We start from the raw sequence: 17,804 nt of genomic DNA on the forward strand, positions 1-17,804 counted from the left end.
GGTTGGCACGGCGCATAGCTTCTTCTCGTTGCAGATAAAGCGCCGGCATATCCAACGACCCCATTCGACATTCCGGCGGCCGGGGGGCTCTGATGTACCGTGCAGAGAGGTCTCCAACGAGGGTAGGGAGCTTCACACGAGGCTTCCGGTGGTTGATGGCCTCTCGCTGGGCCGCCCATTGCTCCGCAGTTTCCTCTGGTCAATTGACTTCGGGTAAATTACCCACCGAACGCCAATCTCGAACCTCCAATCCCCATCCCGACCCGGAGCCGCCCCTCGATGCAGGACCATCCTCTCCCGCTCGACCTGTCCGGCCTTGCGCCAAGCCTGTATGCGCAGGGCACCGAGGAAAGCATCCTGGCGCGGCTGATGGAGCGGATCGCGCCGGTCAACCGCTTCTGCGTCGACATCGGCGCGAGCGACGGCCTGCGCAACAGCAACACCGCGCGGCTGCTGCGCGAACAGGATTGGGCCGGCGTGCTGGTGGAAGGCAGCGCATACCGGTTCGGCAAGCTTGCAGCCCACTACGCGGGCGCGGAGCGCGTGCACCTGCACCATGACCGCGTCCAGCCCGACACGATCGACGCGTTGCTCGCCGACGCGAACACGCCGGCCGACTTCGACCTGCTGTCGATCGATATCGACGGCAACGACTACTGGGTGTGGCGCGGGCTGCAAGCGTTTCAGCCGCGCATCGTCGTGATCGAATACAACCCGTACTACACGTCGCCTGAGCGCTGGGTCATGTGCTTCAATCCGGACCACGAATGGGACGGGTCGACCTATTACGGCGCGAGCCTCGATTCGCTCGTGCACCTTGGTCGGCAGAAGGGTTATGAACTCGTCTGCTGCGACGACATGGGCAACAACGCGTTCTTCGTGCGGCAGGATCTGTATCCGCTGCTCGGCATCGCGAACAACGATCCGTCGGTGCTGTTCCGGCCGGCGATGTACAAGCTGCGCTACGTCGGCCACAACACGTTCCTGAGCGGCCATCCGTATCGGCACGGGCCGGCCGAGCACATCTGAATGGGCCCGCTCGCCGCCACCTTCGACGAAATTCGCGACGCCTATGCGCTTGGCCGAAGCGGATCGCCGCGTCAGGTCGGCGAACGTGTCTGGCATCTGCCGGCCGATGATGGCGGTGTCGCGATCAAGCTCTATGCACTTGAACATCAAGCGCGCGCGGCCAAGGAAGCCACCGTCCTCGCGCATTTCGAGACGCACGACTATGCCCGCTTTCGTGTGCAGACGCTGAAGCGCACGACGGCCGGCGCACCGCTATGGACGGGCGCGGGCTCGCACGCGATGCTGACGCACTGGGAAGCCGGACAGTTCAGAACCTACGATACGTTTTCGCCGGCCGAGTGGGATGCGCTCGGCGCGAGCCTGGCCGCGTTGCATCTGAGTCTCGAGCGGCTTCATCTGCCGTCGCTCGACACGATCGGCGCGCGGCTGACCGCGATCGATGCGGATGCGGTGCGCCGCAGCCTGCTGGACGCGATGGATCGCGCGCGCTCGAACGACGGCGCGGCGAACCTGCGTTGTTATGTCGAGCTCGCACTGCGCATGCTCGATCGTTATTATCCGGGCAGCATCGAAGCGTTTCCCGCCGACGATCCGCAGCATCCGATCCACAACGACTACAACCAGTTCAACTATCTGTTCACGAGCACGTCGCCGCCGCTCATCCTCGATTGGGAAGCGGCGATCGGCGCGCCGCGCGAATACGAGCTGGTGCGTTGCCTGAACCATCTGCCGCTGGAGGCGCCGCACCTCGCGGAAGCCTTCGTGCTCGCGTATCGGCGGGTGCGGCCGGTGAATCCGGCGCGTATCGCGTGGGCGGTCGATGCCGCGTGTCTGCAGCACGCGCTCAAGCTGTGGGTCGTACAAGGCTGGCTCGACGATCCGTCGCGCTTCGCCGCGCACCTGAGCGGCGCGGTGACGATGGCGTCCGCGATGGTGGACGCGCGCGACCGTCTCGTCGATTTCTTTTCCCGTTGCGTGCAGGCAGGAAGCTGAAGTGAATGCGAATCTGAACCGGGTTTCGAATCCGACGCCGTCCGGCGAGCGACAGCATGTCTTTCCGCCGCCGCTGGACCGCGATTACCGCGTCGAAGACGGGCGCGTGAGGACGCGCTCGCTGGAAGCGCATATCGTCGATCACTGCAACCTGACCTGCGCGGAATGCTGTTCGCTGTCGCCGCTGCTGCCCGAGTGGTATGCGAGCCCCGCTTCGGTCGAGGCCGATCTGCGCAAGGCCGCGAAGGTCCTGAGCCCGCGCGTTTTCAAGTTGGTCGGCGGCGAGCCGCTGCTGCACCCGGCGCTCGTCGAACTCATCGAGCGCGTGCGCGACACGGGTATCGCGCCGGTGATCTCCGTCACGACGAACGGCCTGAAGCTCGGCGAGATGTCCGACGCGTTCTGGCAGGCGGTGGATGCGCTGACGATCTCGCGTTACCCGAAACCGTCGCTTTCGCCCGACCTGATCGCGCATGTCGAGCACCAGGCCGCACGCTTCGATGTGCGCCTGAACTGGAAGGTGCAGGACGTGTTCACGACGATGAATCGCGCACAGCCCGGCACGGACCGCGACGACGCGCAGCGTCTCTATCACGATTGCTGGATCCGCGAGCGCTGCCATATGATTCGCGACGGCATGTTCTACACCTGCACGCGTCCGGCCCATTTCCATACGCTCTACAAGGGCGAGAAGGATTTCCGGTCCGACGGCCTGCCGCTGCGCGACGACGCGGACATGCTCGACGCGATGCTGGCCTATCTGCAACGCGAGGCGCCGCTCGAAGCGTGCCTGCATTGCCAGGGCGGCAGCGCGCCGGTGGCGCCGCATCGCATCCTCAAACGCATTGAAGTGGACACCTTGAAGGCCCGTTATCCATGATCGTCGGCACACGCGACCTGTTCGGTTTCGATCGCCTGCACTACCATCCGCGCAGCGGCGTGTCGGCATCCGGCATCCGGGCCGTCCTGCATGCGTCGGGGCAACCGGCCGGCGCGCCGGACACGGCCGCCATCGCGGGCTACCTGAGCGGTGAGCGTCCCGTCGACCGCACCGTGCTGCGCGACGTGCTCGCCGTGCCGCCCGGCCATGCGCTGATCCGTTCGCCGCAAGGTCTCGCGGTGCAGCCGGCACCGGAACGGCCGCAGCGCGCCGATCTGGAAACCGTGCTGCGCGCATCGCTGCAGCGCGCGCTCGACAGCGGCAAGCGCGTCGCGCTGGCGCTGAGCGGCGGGCTCGATTCGGCGCTGCTGCTCGCGTTGCTGCGCGAACTCGGCGCGCAGCGGCACGTGACGTCCTACATCCTCGCGACCGACATGCCGGACTATTGCGAACGCGACGCGGCGCTCGAACTGGCTGAGCAGATGCAGGCGACGGTGAAGATCGTGCGCGCGAACGAGGCCGATTTCGTGGCCGCGCTGCCGCGAACGACCCATGCGGTCGAGGAGCCTATGTTCAACCTGCATCCGGTCGCGAAGCTGCTGCTGGCCGAGGCGATGGCCGCGGACGGCATCGAGGTGGCCATTACCGGCGACGGCGCGGATCAGGTGTTGCGCCGCGACCGGTCGGCCAACTACCTGCCGCTGTGCCATGCGTTGTTCGATGCGGCGTCGGTCGACCTGCATCCGCCGTTTGTCGACGCTGCGGTCGTCGCGCATCTGACGAGTATCGAACCCGACCTGAACAAACAATGCCTGCGCGATCTGGGTGCGCGCCTGAACCTGCCGGACCGTCTCGTGCACGGCCCCAAGCGCGGGCGGCTCGCGCCGGCGATGGACCTCACGAAACTGCTCGATCGCGACCGCGCGTGCGCGCTGGCCGACACGCTCGGTCTTGCCGCGCCCACGCTGCACGCGGATACCGAACGCGTGCTGTGGACGACGCTGATGCTGATCCTCGATCACTTCGATCATCGCGATGCCGCGCATCGCCCAACCTGAGCCGCTCATGAAACGCATCCTGTTCTGCGTGGTGCCCGAGAAGGGGCACGTCAATCCCTGTATCGGCCCGGCCCAGCATCTGCGCGCCGCCGGCTGCGACGTCGCGTTCTATGCACCGGCCGACATCAGCGCGCAGCTCGATGGCGCTGGCGATTTCGCCTTCGTCGGGCCGCGCGAGACGCCCGAACGCCACGACCTGTCGCGCGGCGCGAGCTTCGCCGCGAACATTCGCGATGCCGACTGGCTGCGGCACTGGATTCGCACGCTGCTGATCGACCTCGCGCCCGCGCAGGTCGACGGTATCCGCGCGGTCCTGCGCGAATGGCAGCCGGACGTGGTCGTGATCGATCCGCTGCTCTATGCGGCGGCGATTGCGGCCGAGCTGGAAGGGCTGCCGTGGGTCTCGATGTCCAATTCGCTGAATCCGGTGTTGCCGGACGATCTCGATTCGGAGCTGCTGCGCACGGTGCGCTGGCTCGCACCGGAACGCACGCGCCTGTTCGCGCGCTACGGCCTCGACGCGCGTTTTCGCGGTTGCGACATCCTGTCGCCGCATCTGACGCTCGCGTTCACGACCGACGCGCTGGTCGGTGCGCCGCCGCCCGGTGTCGAACTGGTTGGCCCCGCGCTGCCGTCCGGCCCGCGCGGCGACGAGACGGCGTTTCCGTGGGAACGCCTCGATGCGGATCGCCCGCTCGTCTATATGTCGCTCGGCAGCCAGCTTTACTACCACCCGGACGTGTTCGCGAAGGTCATCGACGCGACGCGCGCGACGTCGGCGCAACTGGTGCTGTCGGTGGGCGAACTGGTTGATTCGGATCTGCTGCCGGCCGGTGACGAGCGCGTCGTCGCGGTGCGTTATGTGCCGCAACTGGCGCTGCTGCAGCGCACGCACGCGTTCGTCAGCCACGGCGGCGCGAATTCGGTGATGGAGTCGCTCGCGTGCGGCGTGCCGATGCTGCTGTCGCCGTTCTGCAACGACCAGTTCCATTCCGCGCACTTCGTCGAGCGGGCAGGCGCCGGATGCGTGCTGGATCTGCAGCAGGCTGGCGTGACGGACATCGCCGATGCGCTTGAACGCCTGTTGCGTCCCGGTTCGTTGCGCGAGCATGCGGCGAGAATCCGCGCGAGCTACGCGCGCGACGGCTCGGCGCAGGCCGCGCGCCTGATCAGCGCACTCGCTTCAGGAAGCCGCCTGGCGACAGCGTCATGAGCACGCGGTCCTCGATGTCCTCGTCGACTTCGAAGCGTGCGTCGCGGGCGAGAAATTCGTGCGCGGCCGTGGCCGGGTTGTTGCCTTTGCCGTACGGCTTGCCGTCGAACATCGATGCCGGCAGGTACTCCATGATGGTATCCATCACGATCGCGTAGCTGCCGGGCGTCACGAGTGGCGCATAGCATTCGAGTTCGCGCAGCACGTGTGCGTGGGTATGCGTGAGATCGAGGATTGCCATCACGCGCGCGCCGTCGCCGATCTGCGCGCGCACCGATGCGAGCGTGTCGGCCGCGCACGATTCGCCTTCGATCAGCACCATGCGATGGGCGAGCCGGTGCGATTGCAGGCGTTGCCTGACCTCGTCGCGCAGGCGCGGTTCGATGGCGACGACGCGGCCGTGATCGCCCGCCAGTTCCAGCATCGACGCGGAGAACACGACACCGCCGCCCGCCGCGATGCCGGTCTGCACGATGCAGTCGGGGCGCGTGCGCCAGATCAGTTCCTGGAGCGCGAGCATGTCGCCGGGCAGGTGGAAGAAGCGCTCGCCGAGCCAGCGCGTCTGGAACAGATGGTCGAATTCGGCAGCGCGCGTCAGCCATTCGATGTTGATGTCCCGCATGCGGGCCGAAGGACGCTCTGACATGGTCAATGCAACGAGTAGGAGTGACGTGAAAACGCTGGAATCCTGGCTTCACCGGCACTGGAACCTCAGGCCGGCGCGCATGCAGGCGCTGTCGTCGGGCCATACTAACAAAACGTATCTCGTCGAGTGCGATGGGGCGCGCGCGGTGCTGCGCGTGTCGTGGTCCGGCAAACCGGTCGAGCAGGTGCATCGCGAGGCGTCGATACTCGGCCATCTCGGCCGCTCGCGCACCGCGCCGATGCTGCCCGCGTTGCCGCGATTGCAGCCGACCGTGGACGCGCAATCCGGTGTGCAGGCGCCCGACGGAAGCTGGCTGCATCTGTTCGAGCATATCGACGGCAATCCCGGCTTGCCCGACGATGCGCAGGCGGGCGCGATCGATGCGATGCGCGCGCTCGCGCATCTGCATGCGGCGCTGGCGGCGATCCCCGCGAGCGAATCCGCGCCGCTGGCGTGGCTGTCGGCGCGTCATTCGCGCGTCTCGGCACGTGCGATGCCGTCGTTGCCGGCCGACTTGAGCAGCCATTACGACACGATGATCCGGCGGATCGGCGCGCATCTCGACGCCGCGGCACGCTGGTTGACGGGGCCGGTGCATTGGCTGCACGGCGACTATCACGCGGGCAACCTGCTGTATGTGGGCCACGCGGTGAATGGCGTGCTCGATTTCGACGATGTCGGGCAGGGCGCGCAGTGGCTCGAGACGGCCTTTGCGCTGTTCGCGCTGTCGCGCGATGCGGGCAGGGACGATCGCTTCGTATTCGATGCGCAACGATGGGAGGCGGGGCTGCAGGCCTATGCGGCGACGCGGCGCGATGCTGCGCCGGACTGGATGCGCGACAACCGCGATGCGTTGATGGCCCTGTTCTGCGCGGACCAGACACTGATCCATCTGGAAGCCGCACAGCGCGGTCTGTGGATGCCGGGGCCCGGCATCGGATTTCTCGGTGGCTGGCGGCAGTTGCTGGATGGTGCGACGCCCTGAAGCGGGCAGGTCGCCCTGCGTCAGTCCCGGAGATTCAGGAACAGGCGCACGGCTTCGACCGTATTGGGCCGAGCTTCGCCATGCCGCGATCCGTCGTGCATGCAGAACAGCACGTCGCGATGCTGTGCCGCGCTGGCGTCGACATGTGCGCACATCGCGTCGCACAGCGCCTGGGGCGACGGTGCCGGCCGCTGCCAGTCGTCCAGTATCGCGGTCCAGCCCGTGTGTTCGCGCCGCAGCCGCGCGAGCACCCCGGCGCGATTGTCCTGCGGCATCAGTCCGTAAGGAAGGCGCAGCGGGATCGCGTCCGGTGCGGGAATGCCGGCCCGGCGATAGGCTTCGCGAATCAACGCGTCGGTCGCCTCGATTTCGTCGATCAACACGTCGTCCGGCAGCGCGCCCGGTCGTGCGTGCGAATGGGTGTGATTGCCGAGCCGATGACCCTCGTGCGCCATTCTCGCCGCGACGTCGAGCGCGCCCGCCAGGTTCTGGCCGAGCAGGAAGAAGGTCACCTTGCACGAGGCATCGCGCAGGACGTCGAGCAAGGGCGGCGTCGACGGGCCCGGGCCGTCGTCGAAACTGAGGCGTATGGACATCGCTTGGAGGGCGCGTCGTGTGAGTGGAACCTGAACGATAGCGCAATCCGGCGGCTGACCGGTCGAGCCTCGTCAGTGAGCGGAAGCATGCGGGCACAACGCGGCCGGCCGACCCCGCCCGCGCTCAAGCGTTGAATCGCTCACGCGTCGCAAGCAAGCGCCGGCTCGTCCGGAATCGCCCGCTCCGCCAGCGCAACGTAATCGCCCGACGCCGTGCGCTCGACCCTTGCATCGACGCGGTACGCGCGCCGCAGGTTCGGCGGCGTCAGCACGTCGGCCGGTGCGCCGTCCGCGACGAGTCCGTCGGCACTCAGCAGCACGAGCCGGTCGCAGAAACGCGATGCGAGATTCAGGTCGTGCATCGCGACCAGCACGATCGCGCCGCGCCGGCGGGCCGCGTCGCCGACCGCCTCCAGCGCGAGCAATTGCCAGCGCAGGTCGAGCGCGCTGGTCGGTTCGTCGAGCAGCAGCAGCGGCGTGTCGCGCACGAGCACCTGCGCGAGCCCGACCATCTGCCGCTGGCCGCCCGACAACCGGTCGAGCGGCGACATCGCCAGCGGGTGCAGCCGCAGCCGCGTGAACACCTGTTGCAAACGCCGGTCGTGCGTCGCGTCGGACAGGCCGCCGCAGGTGGCGCGCAACGCGCTGCGCACGGCTTCGTAGACGAGCAGCGACGACGGTTGCGGCAAGGTCTGCGGCAGATAACCGACCTGCCGCGTGTGCTCGCGGCGCGACCCGGACAGCAGGTCGAAGCTGCCGAATGCCGCGCGACCGGTCGCGGACGCGAGCCGCGCCAGCGCGCGCAGCAGCGTCGACTTGCCGACGCCGTTCGGCCCGAGCAGCCCGATCGTCGTGCCCGGCTCGACCGGCGCGAGCGACAGCCCGTCGAGCACGACCCGGGTGCCGTAGCGGACGCACAGCGCGTCGAGTTGCAGCATCGGCTCAGCCATCGAGCCTCCTGCGCCGGCTGACGAGCAGCATGAACAGCGGCACGCCGACCAGCGCGGTGATGATGCCGATCGGTAGCGTCACGCCGGGGATCAGCGTCTTGCTGAGCACGGATGCGCCGGCCAGCATGATCGCGCCGGCGAGCGCCGCGCCCGGCAGGTAGTAGCGATGCTCGTCGCCGACCAGCAGCCGCGCGACGTGCGGCCCGACGAGGCCGACGAAACCGATCGTGCCGACGAACGACAGCGCCGTCGCGGACAGCAGGCTGATGCGCGCGAGCGCGACGAGCCGCAGCCGCTCGACCGCGATGCCCATGCTGCGCGCCTGCTCGTCGCCGGCGCGCAGCGCCGTCAACGACGCGACGTCGACGCTCGCCCACAGCGTGCAGGCGGCGAATACGCAGGTCAGAAGCAGGATCTTGCCCCATGTCGCGCGCGCCAGGCTGCCCATGCTCCAGAACACGATCTGCTGCAACGCATTCGCGTCGGCGATGAACTGCAGCAGCCACAGCAGGGCCTCGAAGCTGAACATCAGGCCGATGCCGAACAGCACGACGGTCTCGGTCGTCGCGCCGTGGCGCCACGCGAGCCAGACGATCAGCAGCGTCGCGGCGCTCGCGCACGCGAACGCGCCGAGCGACAGCGCGACGTTCTCGTTCCACAGCACCAGGTGCCAGCCGGAAATCACGACGAGCGATGCGCCGACACTCGCGGCGGCCGACATGCCGAGTGTGAACGGGCTCGCGAGCGGGTTGTTCAGCACGGTCTGCATTTCGGCGCCGGCGAACCCGAGCGACGCGCCGACGAGCACGGCCATCAGCGCATACGGCAGGCGCACGTCCCACAGGATCACGCGCTGTTCGAGCGGCAGCCCGTCGGGGCGGAACAGCCCGCCGAGCAGGTCGGCGACCGGGAACGGCGACGGGCCGGTCGAGATGTCGACGACGAGCAGCGCGACGAGCACGCCTGCGAGCGCGGCCAGCGCACCGACACGCCGCGCGGCGACCGCGCGGTAGCGAAGTCGCAGCGACGGGGGTGAAACGGGTGTCGTCGTGCTCATGTGGCCGCTCCGGATGCGGGCTCGAAAACCACGCGTGACGCAAGCGCGAGGCTCGGCAGCACGACGCCGCCGTGATCTTCGCCGTCGATCAGCCGGAACGCGGCGTCGAGCCCTGGGCGGCCGCCCACCCGCGCGACGAAGTCGCGGGCGGAACTGACCTGCTTGCGTGCCTGCTGGCGGCGCATCCGTTCGGCGTCGGGGTTCGGTGCACCTTCCTCGAGGCTGCCTGCGGTCACGAGGACGCGCAGCGGCGGTGCGAGCGGGGCGGCTTGCGCGGCGAACCGGTCGGCATACGGCAGCAGCATGCGCTCGCCCCACCAGATCGACGGGCTTGCCGCCACGTAGCGCCGAAACAGGTGCGCACGCGTGAGCATCGCGTACAGCGTCAGCAGGCCGCCGTACGAGTGGCCGAACAGCGTCTGCCGCTCGGGATCGACCGGCAGCTGGCGGGCGAGCCACGGCTGCACGTCGTGCTCGATGAAGTCGAGAAAGCGGTCCGCGACGACGCCGCGCCCGTTCGGCAACGGCGCGAGCGTGTAGTCGTCCGCGCGCGCGGCCATGTCGTAGGGCCCATCGACCGGATAGCCGATGCCGATCACGACGGCCTCCGCGTCGCGCGTGCCGTCCGGCCGCGCGCGGCGATTGCGGGTGAGTTGCGCCGCGAGCGGGAACAGCGCATTGCCGTCGAGCACGGTGAGCACCGGATGGGGCGCCGAGCCGGAACGCTCGGCCGGCAACGCGACGAACAGACGCCGCGTGCGGCCGGCGATCGTCACGTCGAACTGGCGGCTGTTCGGCACGAAGACCGGCGGCGCGGCGTCGAGGTCGGGCCACGCAGGCGTATCGGCGGCACACGCGGGCGCGAGCCGGCCGCCGAGCGGGCCGGCCAAGCCGGCGACGAGCAGGGAGCGGCGCATGGAGGAGGCGGGCATCCGCATGTCAGGACCCTTCCTGCACCCAGTATTCGCCTTGCAGCGCAATGGGCTGGAAGCGTCGCACCATCGTGTCGAACGTGGCACGCGGATCGAGATCGGCGAACAGCGCCGGATGCAGCCACTTGGCCATCGCCTGCACGGCGACGACGTTGAACGGCGAATTGTAGAAGTGATGCCAGATCGCATACGCGCGCCGCTCGCGGACCGCGCGCAGCGGCGCGATCTGCGGGCGCTTCAGCGAACGGTCGAGCGAGCGGACGGCGGCGTCGCGCGGCACGCCGGCGCCGAGCGCGATGCGCTGCGGCGCGCTTGGCAGCGTCTGGAGCGAGCCGATCGCGGTGCCGATGTAGAAATCGGGCTGGCGGCTCAGCAGGTATTCGGGGTTCAGCGTGCCGTGCTCGCCGGGCACGCGGCCTTTCGCGACGTTGTTGCCGCCGGCGGCGTCGAGCAGGTGGCCCATCATGCCGGTCATCGTGTCGCAGCAGTCGCCCGACAGGCCGACACGGCTTTCGAGGAACACGCTCGGCGCGGCGGGGCGGGCGGTCGCGAGCCGCGTGCGGACCAGGTCGAGTTGCTGCTGCCAGTACGTGTTGAATTCCGTCGCGCGCTGCGGCGAGCCGAGTACCTGTCCGAGCAGCGCGATGCTGCGCGGCGTGTTGGCGAGCGGGTCGTGCCGGAAGTCGACGAACACGATCGCGACGCCGGCCGCCTCGAGCCGCGCGAGCGTTTCACGATCGCGCTCGCCGGGGCCGTGGCCGCCGCCGAGCCCGAAGATCGCGACCTGCGGGCGCAGCGCGAGCGCGCGCTCGTCGCTGAAGCTGCCGGACTGCGAGCGTCCGATGCGCGGCACATCCTTCAGGCGGGGGAAGCGCGCGAGCCATTGCGCGTAGCTCGCGGGATCGAGTTGCTCGAAATCCCCCATCATGCCCACGAGGCGGCGCGTCGGATCGTCGCCGTCGACCACCGCCAGCGCCGGCAACAGGCGGCCCTCGCCGAGCAGCACGCGCTCGACGCGCGCGGGAATCCGGACCTGCCGCCCGGCCAGGTCGGTGACGGTCGTCGTGTCCGCCCGAGCGGCATGGATCACGAGCCAGCCGCACAGCCATACGCCCAGCATGGCCCACATTCCGCTTGTCTTTTTCACGCGACTCCCGATACGATATAAATGAGAACAATTCTCATTTAATTGTAGCCGAGCCGAGGCCATGACAGGGGTATCGGCCGTTTGATCGAACACCAAAATAGTTTGTGCGGGCGCAAGAGGCCCGCACGCGGGGGTATGACGACATGACAGCGCTGACGCCAGCCGCTTCCCATTCCGATCGCTATCGACACGATGCGCACGTCGCGCGGATCCGCGAGGTGCGGCCCGGGTTGCGGATCCATTCGGACGATGCAACGGACGAATTCGACGCCGTGATGTCGGGGCAGTGTTCACCGGGCCTGCATCTCGTGCTGTTGCTCGAGGGTGCGCTCGACGTGTCGTACGGCGACCGGCGCGTGGTGTTGACGACCGACGGGCGACGCACCGGCCGCGTGGACCGCGAAACCGCGCGGCCCGCGGTGCGGATGCAGTCGTTCCTGCTCAACGCGACCGAGCCGGACACGTTCCGCAGGCGGCTCAGCAAGGGCGGTTACGCGCGGCGGCTGAGCCTCGCGATGTCGGGCGAATGGCTCGGCCATCTGCAGGAGGCCAGCCGCGGCGTCCTGCCGGAACAGCTCGGCGCGATGCTGTCCGCGCATCTCGCGATCCGCTTCTGGCAGCCGACGCCGCGCGCGACGGCGCTCGCCGAGCAGATCGTGCGGCCGCCGGCCTATCAGCCGATGCTGCAGGCGATCTATCTCGAAAGCCGCGTGCTCGAACTGCTCGCCGAGGCGTTCACGCCGCTCGAGAGCGATGCGGCGCAGGCGTCGGACGCGTCGCTCGGGTCGCGCGACTTTCGCCGGATGGCCGAGCTGCGCGCGTTCCTCGCGAGCGATGCGGCGCAGGAACTGTCGCTCGACGACATCGCACGGCACGCCGGGATGAGCGCGAACGCGATGCAGCGCCAGTTCCGCGCGGCCTACGGCACGACCGTGTTCGACTTCGTCCGCGAACATCATCTGCAGCGCGCGCGGCTCGCGCTCGAGCGCGATGCCGTGAGCGTCAAGCAGGCCGCGGCGCTGGCCGGCTACACGAGCGCCGCGAACTTCGCGACGGCCTACAAGCGCCGCTTCGGCGTCACACCGACGCTCGCGCGACGCAGCGACCGGCGCTGACGACGGCCGGCGACGGCGCTCAAACGACTTCGATGCTTACGCAAAGATTTCGGTTGATTACATGTTTCATAATGTAAATGAGAATCAATCACATTTTGAAACATCGAAAGCGCCACCATGTCGAGTCAAGCTGCAAGCCTTGCATTGAAGCCGGTCGTCGTTGCCGGCCTGTATCTGATGGGGGCGTCGTGCGCGTGGGCGCAGACGCCTGACCGGGCGGCGGAACCTGCCGCCGCGTCTGCCGTCACTGCTCCATCCGCCACCGCCAAACCGGACGACCCGGCCAAGCCGGCCGGATCGGCGCCGCCGGAGGCCGCCGCCGATCCGGCCATGCTGAAGGAGGTCGTCGTCACGGCGAGCCGCCGCGAGCAGGCGATCCGCGAGGCGCCCGCGAGCATTTCGGTGATCAGCCGGGAAGACATCGAGGCGAAGCCGTATACGTCGGTCGCCGAAATCGTCGCCAACGTCGAGGGCGTGAGCGTCGTCGGTGCATCGCCGAACGACCAGGACATCTCGATTCGCGGGATGCCGGGCGAGTACACGCTGATCCTCGTCGACGGCCGTCGCCAGAACACGCGCGAAACGATGAACCGCGGCACGGCCGGCGTGCAGTCGAACCTGATGCCGCCGCTGTCCGCGATCGAGCGGATCGAGGTGGTGCGCGGGCCGATGTCGTCGCTGTACGGCGCCGACGCGATGGGCGGCGTGATCAACGTGATCACGCGCAAGGTGCCGAAGCGCTGGGGCGGCACGATCACGGCCGGCAGTGTGTGGCAGCTCGAATCGAACCAGGGCGACACGCAGAGCGTCGACTTCTGGCTCGGCGGCCCGCTGAAATCCGACGTGCTCGGGCTGCAGGCGTCGGGGCGTCTCCTGCATCGCGGCGAAGACAACATTTACTACCCGAACAGCGGGACGGGCGGCGCGAACGGGCAGCGGATCGGCAGCTTCGACGTGAAGTTGTCCGCGAAACCCGCGAGCAACCAGGACGTGAGCGTGAACATCGGGCGCGAGCAGCTCACCTATCTCAGCACGCCGGGCAAGAGCGCCGCGCCGCTCACGCCGCGCACGGCGGCCACCGCGCTCACCGAGACGCGTCATGTCCGCGATTACTGGGGCATCACGCACGACGGCCGCTGGGGCTTCGCCGACACGACGGTGTCGCTGTACGGCGAGCGCGGCGTGCAGGACCAGTGGACGCCGGCCGGGCGTTCGCCAGTGAAACCCGCGCTGACCGATACGATTCTCGAGGCCAAGGCTGCCGTGCCGTGGTGGGGCGAGCGCAACATCCTGACCGTGGGTGGCCAGCACATCTGGTCGAGGCTGTCGGGCGTCAGCGTGCAGGACGCGGTGCCGAAAGGGCATGGCGTCAATGCGGATCGCGTCGCACGCAACGCGTGGGCGCTGTTTGGCGAGAACGACTACTTCTTCAACGACCGCTTCACGCTGACGACCGGCGTGCGACTCGATCACGACGACCGCTACGGCAGCCACGTGAGCCCGCGCATCTACGGCGTGTACCAGCTCGGCAAGGCGTGGACGGTGCGCGGCGGCGTATCGACCGGTTTCCGTCCGCCGTCGCTGCGTCAGAGCACGGCCGGCTACTGCATGACGTCGGGCGGCGCGGCGGGCGCGATGCCCGGCACGCTGTGCGGCAATCCGGATCTCAAGCCGGAGACGAGCCTGACCGAGGAGCTCGGCGTGCGCTACGACCTGGGCGACACGTACGCGGGCCTGACGCTGTTCAACAACCTGTTCAAGAACAAGGTGGCGAGCTACGACACGGGCAAGGCCGATCCGCGCTCGCCGGGCCGCAACATCTATGTGTACGACAACATCGACCGGGTCAAGCTGTACGGGCTCGAGATCGGCGCGGGCACGCGCCTGTCGCGCACGCTGAAGGTGTCGGGCGCCTACACGCTGACCGAATCGCGCCGCGAGGGCAGCGGCGAGAAGGCGTTCAACGGCAGTTCGCTCGACGGTTATCCGCTCGACAAGACGCCGAAGCACAAATTCAACGTGCAGGTCGACTGGACTCCGACCGCCAAGCTCGACCTCTACGCGGCGGCGAACTACAGCGGCAGCGAATACTGGGCCGCGTTCCGCAACGGCGCGCAGGGCGTGCGCGAGCGGCCGTCGACGACGACCTTCGATCTCGGCGGGCGCTACCGGATCGACAAGCGTTTCTCCGTCAATTTCGCGGTGCTCAACCTGACCAACAAGATGGTGCCGATCGACGATCGCACGCGCACGACCGGGCTGAGCGGCAACTGGCTCGTCGACCAGGGGCGCCGCATCGCGGTGAGCCTGACCGCCGAAATGTGACGGCATGGCCGGCGCGCCGCGCCGGCTCATTCAATCTGGAGGCAATGTCATGAATGCGATTTCCCGACCCGATCAACTATTAGTACCCCATAACGTGTGGGATGTGTATCGCGCGGATACCCCGTTGTTTCTCGCCACGCCGGCGCATACGGTGCTGGCCTGCGATGTCGCGGAGGCGATTCCGCACGCGGACGCACCGCTCGCGGCGCGCGTGAACGATGCGTTGCGCCGCGCGCGGGCCGACGGCCACGTGGGCGCGACGGTGGTCGGCGCGGTGCCGTTCGACGTCGGCGCGCCGACTGCGCTGCGGGTTGCGCGCACGATGCTGCGCGCGCGGCCGCTCGGCGCGCGGCGGGCAGCCGGGCCGGCCGGCACGCGCTATGCGACGCGCGAGGTGCCGTCCGCGGATGCGTATGCGGACGCGGTCGCGCAGGCGGTTGCCCGGATTCGCGCGGGCGAGCTCGACAAGGTCGTGCTGGCGCGCACGCTGGAGGCGACCGGCGAGGTGCCGGTCGACGTTGCGGCGCTCGTCGCGCGACTCGCGTCGTGCAATCCGCACGGCTATACGTTCTCCGTGGATCTCGGCGCGGGCCGCACGCTGCTGGGCGCGAGCCCGGAGCTGCTCGTGAACCGCTTCGGCGGCGTCGTGCGCGCGAATCCGCTGGCGGGTTCCGCGCCGCGCAGCCGCGACCCGGTCGAGGACCGGCGCCGCGCGCAGGCGCTGCTGGCGTCCGCGAAGGATCTCGACGAGCACCGCGTCGTCGTCGAAGCCGTGCGCGACAGCCTCGCGCCGCTGTGCCGGCGGCTCGACGTGCCGGCGCGCCCGTCGCTCGTCCATACGGAAACGATGTGGCATCTGTCGACCGAGGTGTGCGGCGAAACCGACGCGGATGCGTTGACGCTCGCACTCGCGCTGCATCCGACGCCCGCCGTCTGCGGCGCGCCGCGCGCGGCGGCACGCGACTGCATTCGCGATGCCGAGCCGTTCGATCGCGGCTTCTACGCGGGGATGCTCGGCTGGGTCGATGCGCATGGCGACGGCGAGTGGGTCGTCACGATTCGCTGCGCCGAAGCGTTCGACCGCACGCTGCGGCTCTATGCGGGCGCGGGCGTGGTCGGCGAATCGACGCCCGAAGGCGAACGTGCGGAAACCGCCGCCAAGTTCCGGACGATGCTGGATGCGCTCGGTATCGATCGCGATGCCGCATCGGGCGCCGCGCGGGAGGCCGCATGACGTCCGCGAACCGCACGCCTTGGCCGGACGCGTTCGCCGCCGCGTATCGGCAGAAGGGGTACTGGCTCGGCCAGTCGTTCGCGCAGTGGTTCGACGAACGCGTCGCGCGGCACGGCGAACGCATCGCGCTCGTACAGGGCGACCTGCGCTGGTCATACCGGACGTTCGCGGCGGAAGCCGAACGCACGGCCCGCGCGCTGACCGCGTGCGGGATTGTGCCGGGCGACCGCGTCGTTGTGCAATTGCCGAACTGCGTCGCCTTTTTCGCGGTGACGTTCGCGCTGTTCCGGATCGGCGCGCTGCCGGTGTTCGCGCTGCCCGCGCATCGCCGGCGCGAGATCGGCTACTTCTGCCAACACGCGGGCGCGGTCGCCTATGTCGCGGCCGAACAGCACGACGGGTTCGACTACCGGACGCTCGCGAGCGAGATCCGCGCCGATGCGCCGACGCTGCGCCACGTGCTGTTCACGGCGCCCGGCAACGCGCGCGTGGCGCTGCCGGATGCGACGTCCGACGTCGCGCTGCCGTCGGGGCCCGGCGCGCACGAGATCGCGTTCCTGCAACTGTCGGGCGGCAGCACGGGTACGCCGAAGCTGATTCCGCGCACACACGACGATTACCTGTACAGCGTGCGCGAGAGCGCGCGCATTTGCGGGCTGACCGAACGCAGCGTCTATCTTGCGGCGCTGCCGGCCGCGCACAACTATGCGCTGAGTTCGCCGGGCTCGCTCGGTGTGTTCGATGCCGGCGGCACCGTCGTGTTGAGCGACGGCGCGAGCCCTGACACCGCGTTCCCGCTGATCGAGCGCGAGCGCGTGACGGTGGCGGCACTGGTGCCGCCGCTCGTGCCCGTATGGCTGGCCGCGGCCGGGCAGCGGCGCGGCGCACTGGCGAGCCTCGAACTCGTCCAGGTCGGTGGCGCGCGCTTCGATCCGGCGCTTGCGGCACGTGCGGCCGAAGGCTTCGGCGCGCAATTGCAGCAGGTGTTCGGGATGGCCGAAGGGCTCGTCAACTACACGCGGCTCGACGATCCGCGCGACGTGGTGATCGCCACCCAAGGGCGCCCGATCTCGCCGGACGACGAGATTCGCATCGTCGACGACGGCGACTGCCCGGTCGAACCCGGCGAGGTCGGCCATCTACTGACGCGCGGCCCGTACACGATCCGCGGCTACTACGACGCGGCCGCGCACAACGCGCGCGCGTTCACGGCGGACGGCTTCTATCGCACCGGCGATCGCGTCCGCCTGACGGCGGGCGGCCAGCTCGTCGTCGAGGGGCGCGCGAAGGACCAGATCAACCGCGGCGGCGAGAAGATCCCGGCCGAGGAAATCGAACACCTGCTGCTCGCGCATCCGGGTGTCGTCGACGCGGCGCTGGTCGCGATGCCCGACCCGTATCTCGGCGAACGCAGTTGCGCGTACGTGATTCGCGGCGCGCCCGCACCGGCCGCGGCGGACCTCGTGCGCTTCGTGCGTGGCCAGGGCGTGGCCGCGTACAAGGTGCCCGACCGGATCGAATTCGTCGACGCGTTCCCGAAAACGCCGGTCGGCAAGATCGACAAGCGCGCGCTTCGGCAGCACATCGCGGATCGGCTCGCCGCCGCCGCGTGACGGGTGCGGCGACGCCCCGTCGATTTTTCCA

General features: G+C 68.9%; 16 protein-coding genes. 10 read left to right on the top strand and 6 right to left on the bottom strand.

Translation table 11 applies throughout. The annotated features are described in order from the left end of the window. Window positions 1–279 precede the first annotated feature (279 nt). The 5 genes from ACTRWB_RS18295 to ACTRWB_RS18315 are packed head-to-tail and all read left to right on the top strand — an operon-like array spanning window position 280 to window position 5,173. On the top strand, window positions 280–1,029 hold the full coding sequence (locus tag ACTRWB_RS18295; protein WP_446902786.1) for an FkbM family methyltransferase: 750 nt from the start codon (window positions 280–282) through the stop codon (window positions 1,027–1,029). After that, window positions 1,030–2,022, top strand: coding sequence for a phosphotransferase enzyme family protein (locus ACTRWB_RS18300; protein ID WP_446902787.1), 993 nt, complete (start codon window positions 1,030–1,032; stop codon window positions 2,020–2,022). Between the two features lies 1 nt (window position 2,023). Next, entirely contained in the window at window positions 2,024–2,902 is an 879-nt protein-coding gene (locus ACTRWB_RS18305; protein WP_446902788.1) for a 4Fe-4S cluster-binding domain-containing protein, read from the top strand. After that, on the top strand, window positions 2,899–3,960 hold the full coding sequence (locus ACTRWB_RS18310; protein WP_446902789.1) for an asparagine synthase-related protein: 1,062 nt from the start codon (window positions 2,899–2,901) through the stop codon (window positions 3,958–3,960). Before ACTRWB_RS18305 ends, ACTRWB_RS18310 begins: the two co-directional genes overlap by 4 nt. Before the next feature lie 7 nt (window positions 3,961–3,967). Then, window positions 3,968–5,173, top strand: a complete 1,206-nt coding sequence (locus ACTRWB_RS18315) for a glycosyltransferase (RefSeq protein WP_446902790.1) — start codon at window positions 3,968–3,970, stop codon at window positions 5,171–5,173. On the opposite strand, the gene ACTRWB_RS18320 is transcribed toward ACTRWB_RS18315, so the two are convergent. Next, complete coding sequence (locus ACTRWB_RS18320; RefSeq protein ID WP_446902791.1) at window positions 5,130–5,819, bottom strand: cephalosporin hydroxylase family protein; 690 nt, start codon at window positions 5,817–5,819, stop codon at window positions 5,130–5,132. The two genes, ACTRWB_RS18315 and ACTRWB_RS18320, sit on opposite strands and share 44 nt — an antisense overlap. Between ACTRWB_RS18320 and ACTRWB_RS18325 the strand changes: the two genes are divergently transcribed. Next, entirely contained in the window at window positions 5,818–6,804 is a 987-nt protein-coding gene (locus ACTRWB_RS18325; protein ID WP_446902792.1) for a phosphotransferase, read from the top strand. The two genes, ACTRWB_RS18320 and ACTRWB_RS18325, sit on opposite strands and share 2 nt — an antisense overlap. A gap of 20 nt (window positions 6,805–6,824) precedes the next feature. Here ACTRWB_RS18325 and ACTRWB_RS18330 read toward each other — a convergent pair whose 3' ends face one another. The 5 genes from ACTRWB_RS18330 to ACTRWB_RS18350 all read right to left on the bottom strand — a co-directional run bounded on the left by ACTRWB_RS18330 (window position 6,825) and on the right by ACTRWB_RS18350 (window position 11,468). Further along, window positions 6,825–7,400, bottom strand: coding sequence for a polysaccharide deacetylase family protein (locus tag ACTRWB_RS18330; RefSeq protein ID WP_446902793.1), 576 nt, complete (start codon window positions 7,398–7,400; stop codon window positions 6,825–6,827). Between the two features lie 140 nt (window positions 7,401–7,540). Then, complete coding sequence (locus ACTRWB_RS18335) at window positions 7,541–8,350, bottom strand: ABC transporter ATP-binding protein (protein ID WP_446902794.1); 810 nt, start codon at window positions 8,348–8,350, stop codon at window positions 7,541–7,543. Continuing rightward, the gene (locus ACTRWB_RS18340) at window positions 8,343–9,407 is read right to left on the bottom strand and encodes a FecCD family ABC transporter permease (protein ID WP_129512231.1); all 1,065 of its coding nucleotides are present in this window, start codon (window positions 9,405–9,407) and stop codon (window positions 8,343–8,345) included. The genes ACTRWB_RS18335 and ACTRWB_RS18340 overlap by 8 nt, the downstream gene beginning before the upstream one ends. Further along, a complete protein-coding gene (locus ACTRWB_RS18345) occupies window positions 9,404–10,324 on the bottom strand; it encodes an alpha/beta hydrolase (RefSeq protein WP_446902795.1) in 921 nt (306 codons plus the stop codon). Before ACTRWB_RS18345 ends, ACTRWB_RS18340 begins: the two co-directional genes overlap by 4 nt. 22 nt (window positions 10,325–10,346) lie before the next feature. Further along, window positions 10,347–11,468, bottom strand: a complete 1,122-nt coding sequence (locus ACTRWB_RS18350) for an ABC transporter substrate-binding protein (protein ID WP_446902796.1) — start codon at window positions 11,466–11,468, stop codon at window positions 10,347–10,349. A 161-nt stretch (window positions 11,469–11,629) separates the two neighbouring features. Here ACTRWB_RS18350 and ACTRWB_RS18355 point away from each other — a divergent pair, with 161 nt between their 5' ends. The 4 genes from ACTRWB_RS18355 to ACTRWB_RS18370 all read left to right on the top strand — a co-directional run bounded on the left by ACTRWB_RS18355 (window position 11,630) and on the right by ACTRWB_RS18370 (window position 17,773). After that, complete coding sequence (locus tag ACTRWB_RS18355) at window positions 11,630–12,601, top strand: helix-turn-helix domain-containing protein (protein ID WP_446902797.1); 972 nt, start codon at window positions 11,630–11,632, stop codon at window positions 12,599–12,601. A gap of 117 nt (window positions 12,602–12,718) precedes the next feature. Then, the gene (locus ACTRWB_RS18360) at window positions 12,719–14,926 is read left to right on the top strand and encodes a TonB-dependent receptor domain-containing protein (protein ID WP_446902798.1); all 2,208 of its coding nucleotides are present in this window, start codon (window positions 12,719–12,721) and stop codon (window positions 14,924–14,926) included. A 49-nt stretch (window positions 14,927–14,975) separates the two neighbouring features. Continuing rightward, window positions 14,976–16,160 (top strand): isochorismate synthase, encoded by a 1,185-nt coding sequence (locus ACTRWB_RS18365; protein WP_129512226.1) that lies wholly within the window; start codon window positions 14,976–14,978, stop codon window positions 16,158–16,160. Next, window positions 16,157–17,773, top strand: coding sequence for a (2,3-dihydroxybenzoyl)adenylate synthase (locus tag ACTRWB_RS18370; RefSeq protein WP_446902799.1), 1,617 nt, complete (start codon window positions 16,157–16,159; stop codon window positions 17,771–17,773). The genes ACTRWB_RS18365 and ACTRWB_RS18370 overlap by 4 nt, the downstream gene beginning before the upstream one ends. The last annotated feature ends 31 nt before the right edge of the window (window positions 17,774–17,804 follow it).

This window comes from Burkholderia sp. YIM B11467 (genome assembly GCF_052952715.1).

Bases quoted from the DNA above. Each gene is read 5' to 3' on its own strand.
- ACTRWB_RS18355 (WP_446902797.1), top strand. From the start codon at position 11,630: ATGACAGCGCTGACGCCAGCCGCTTCCCATTCCGATCGCTATCGACAC.
- ACTRWB_RS18325 (WP_446902792.1), top strand. From the start codon at position 5,818: ATGGTCAATGCAACGAGTAGGAGTGACGTGAAAACGCTGGAATCCTGG.
- ACTRWB_RS18310 (WP_446902789.1), top strand. From the start codon at position 2,899: ATGATCGTCGGCACACGCGACCTGTTCGGTTTCGATCGCCTGCACTAC.
- ACTRWB_RS18315 (WP_446902790.1), top strand. From the start codon at position 3,968: ATGAAACGCATCCTGTTCTGCGTGGTGCCCGAGAAGGGGCACGTCAAT.
- ACTRWB_RS18370 (WP_446902799.1), top strand. From the start codon at position 16,157: ATGACGTCCGCGAACCGCACGCCTTGGCCGGACGCGTTCGCCGCCGCG.
- ACTRWB_RS18340 (WP_129512231.1), bottom strand. From the start codon at position 9,407: ATGAGCACGACGACACCCGTTTCACCCCCGTCGCTGCGACTTCGCTAC.
- ACTRWB_RS18295 (WP_446902786.1), top strand. From the start codon at position 280: ATGCAGGACCATCCTCTCCCGCTCGACCTGTCCGGCCTTGCGCCAAGC.
- ACTRWB_RS18330 (WP_446902793.1), bottom strand. From the start codon at position 7,400: ATGTCCATACGCCTCAGTTTCGACGACGGCCCGGGCCCGTCGACGCCG.
- ACTRWB_RS18320 (WP_446902791.1), bottom strand. From the start codon at position 5,819: ATGTCAGAGCGTCCTTCGGCCCGCATGCGGGACATCAACATCGAATGG.
- ACTRWB_RS18350 (WP_446902796.1), bottom strand. From the start codon at position 11,468: ATGTGGGCCATGCTGGGCGTATGGCTGTGCGGCTGGCTCGTGATCCAT.
- ACTRWB_RS18335 (WP_446902794.1), bottom strand. From the start codon at position 8,350: ATGGCTGAGCCGATGCTGCAACTCGACGCGCTGTGCGTCCGCTACGGC.
- ACTRWB_RS18360 (WP_446902798.1), top strand. From the start codon at position 12,719: ATGTCGAGTCAAGCTGCAAGCCTTGCATTGAAGCCGGTCGTCGTTGCC.
- ACTRWB_RS18345 (WP_446902795.1), bottom strand. From the start codon at position 10,324: ATGCGCCGCTCCCTGCTCGTCGCCGGCTTGGCCGGCCCGCTCGGCGGC.
- ACTRWB_RS18300 (WP_446902787.1), top strand. From the start codon at position 1,030: ATGGGCCCGCTCGCCGCCACCTTCGACGAAATTCGCGACGCCTATGCG.
- ACTRWB_RS18365 (WP_129512226.1), top strand. From the start codon at position 14,976: ATGAATGCGATTTCCCGACCCGATCAACTATTAGTACCCCATAACGTG.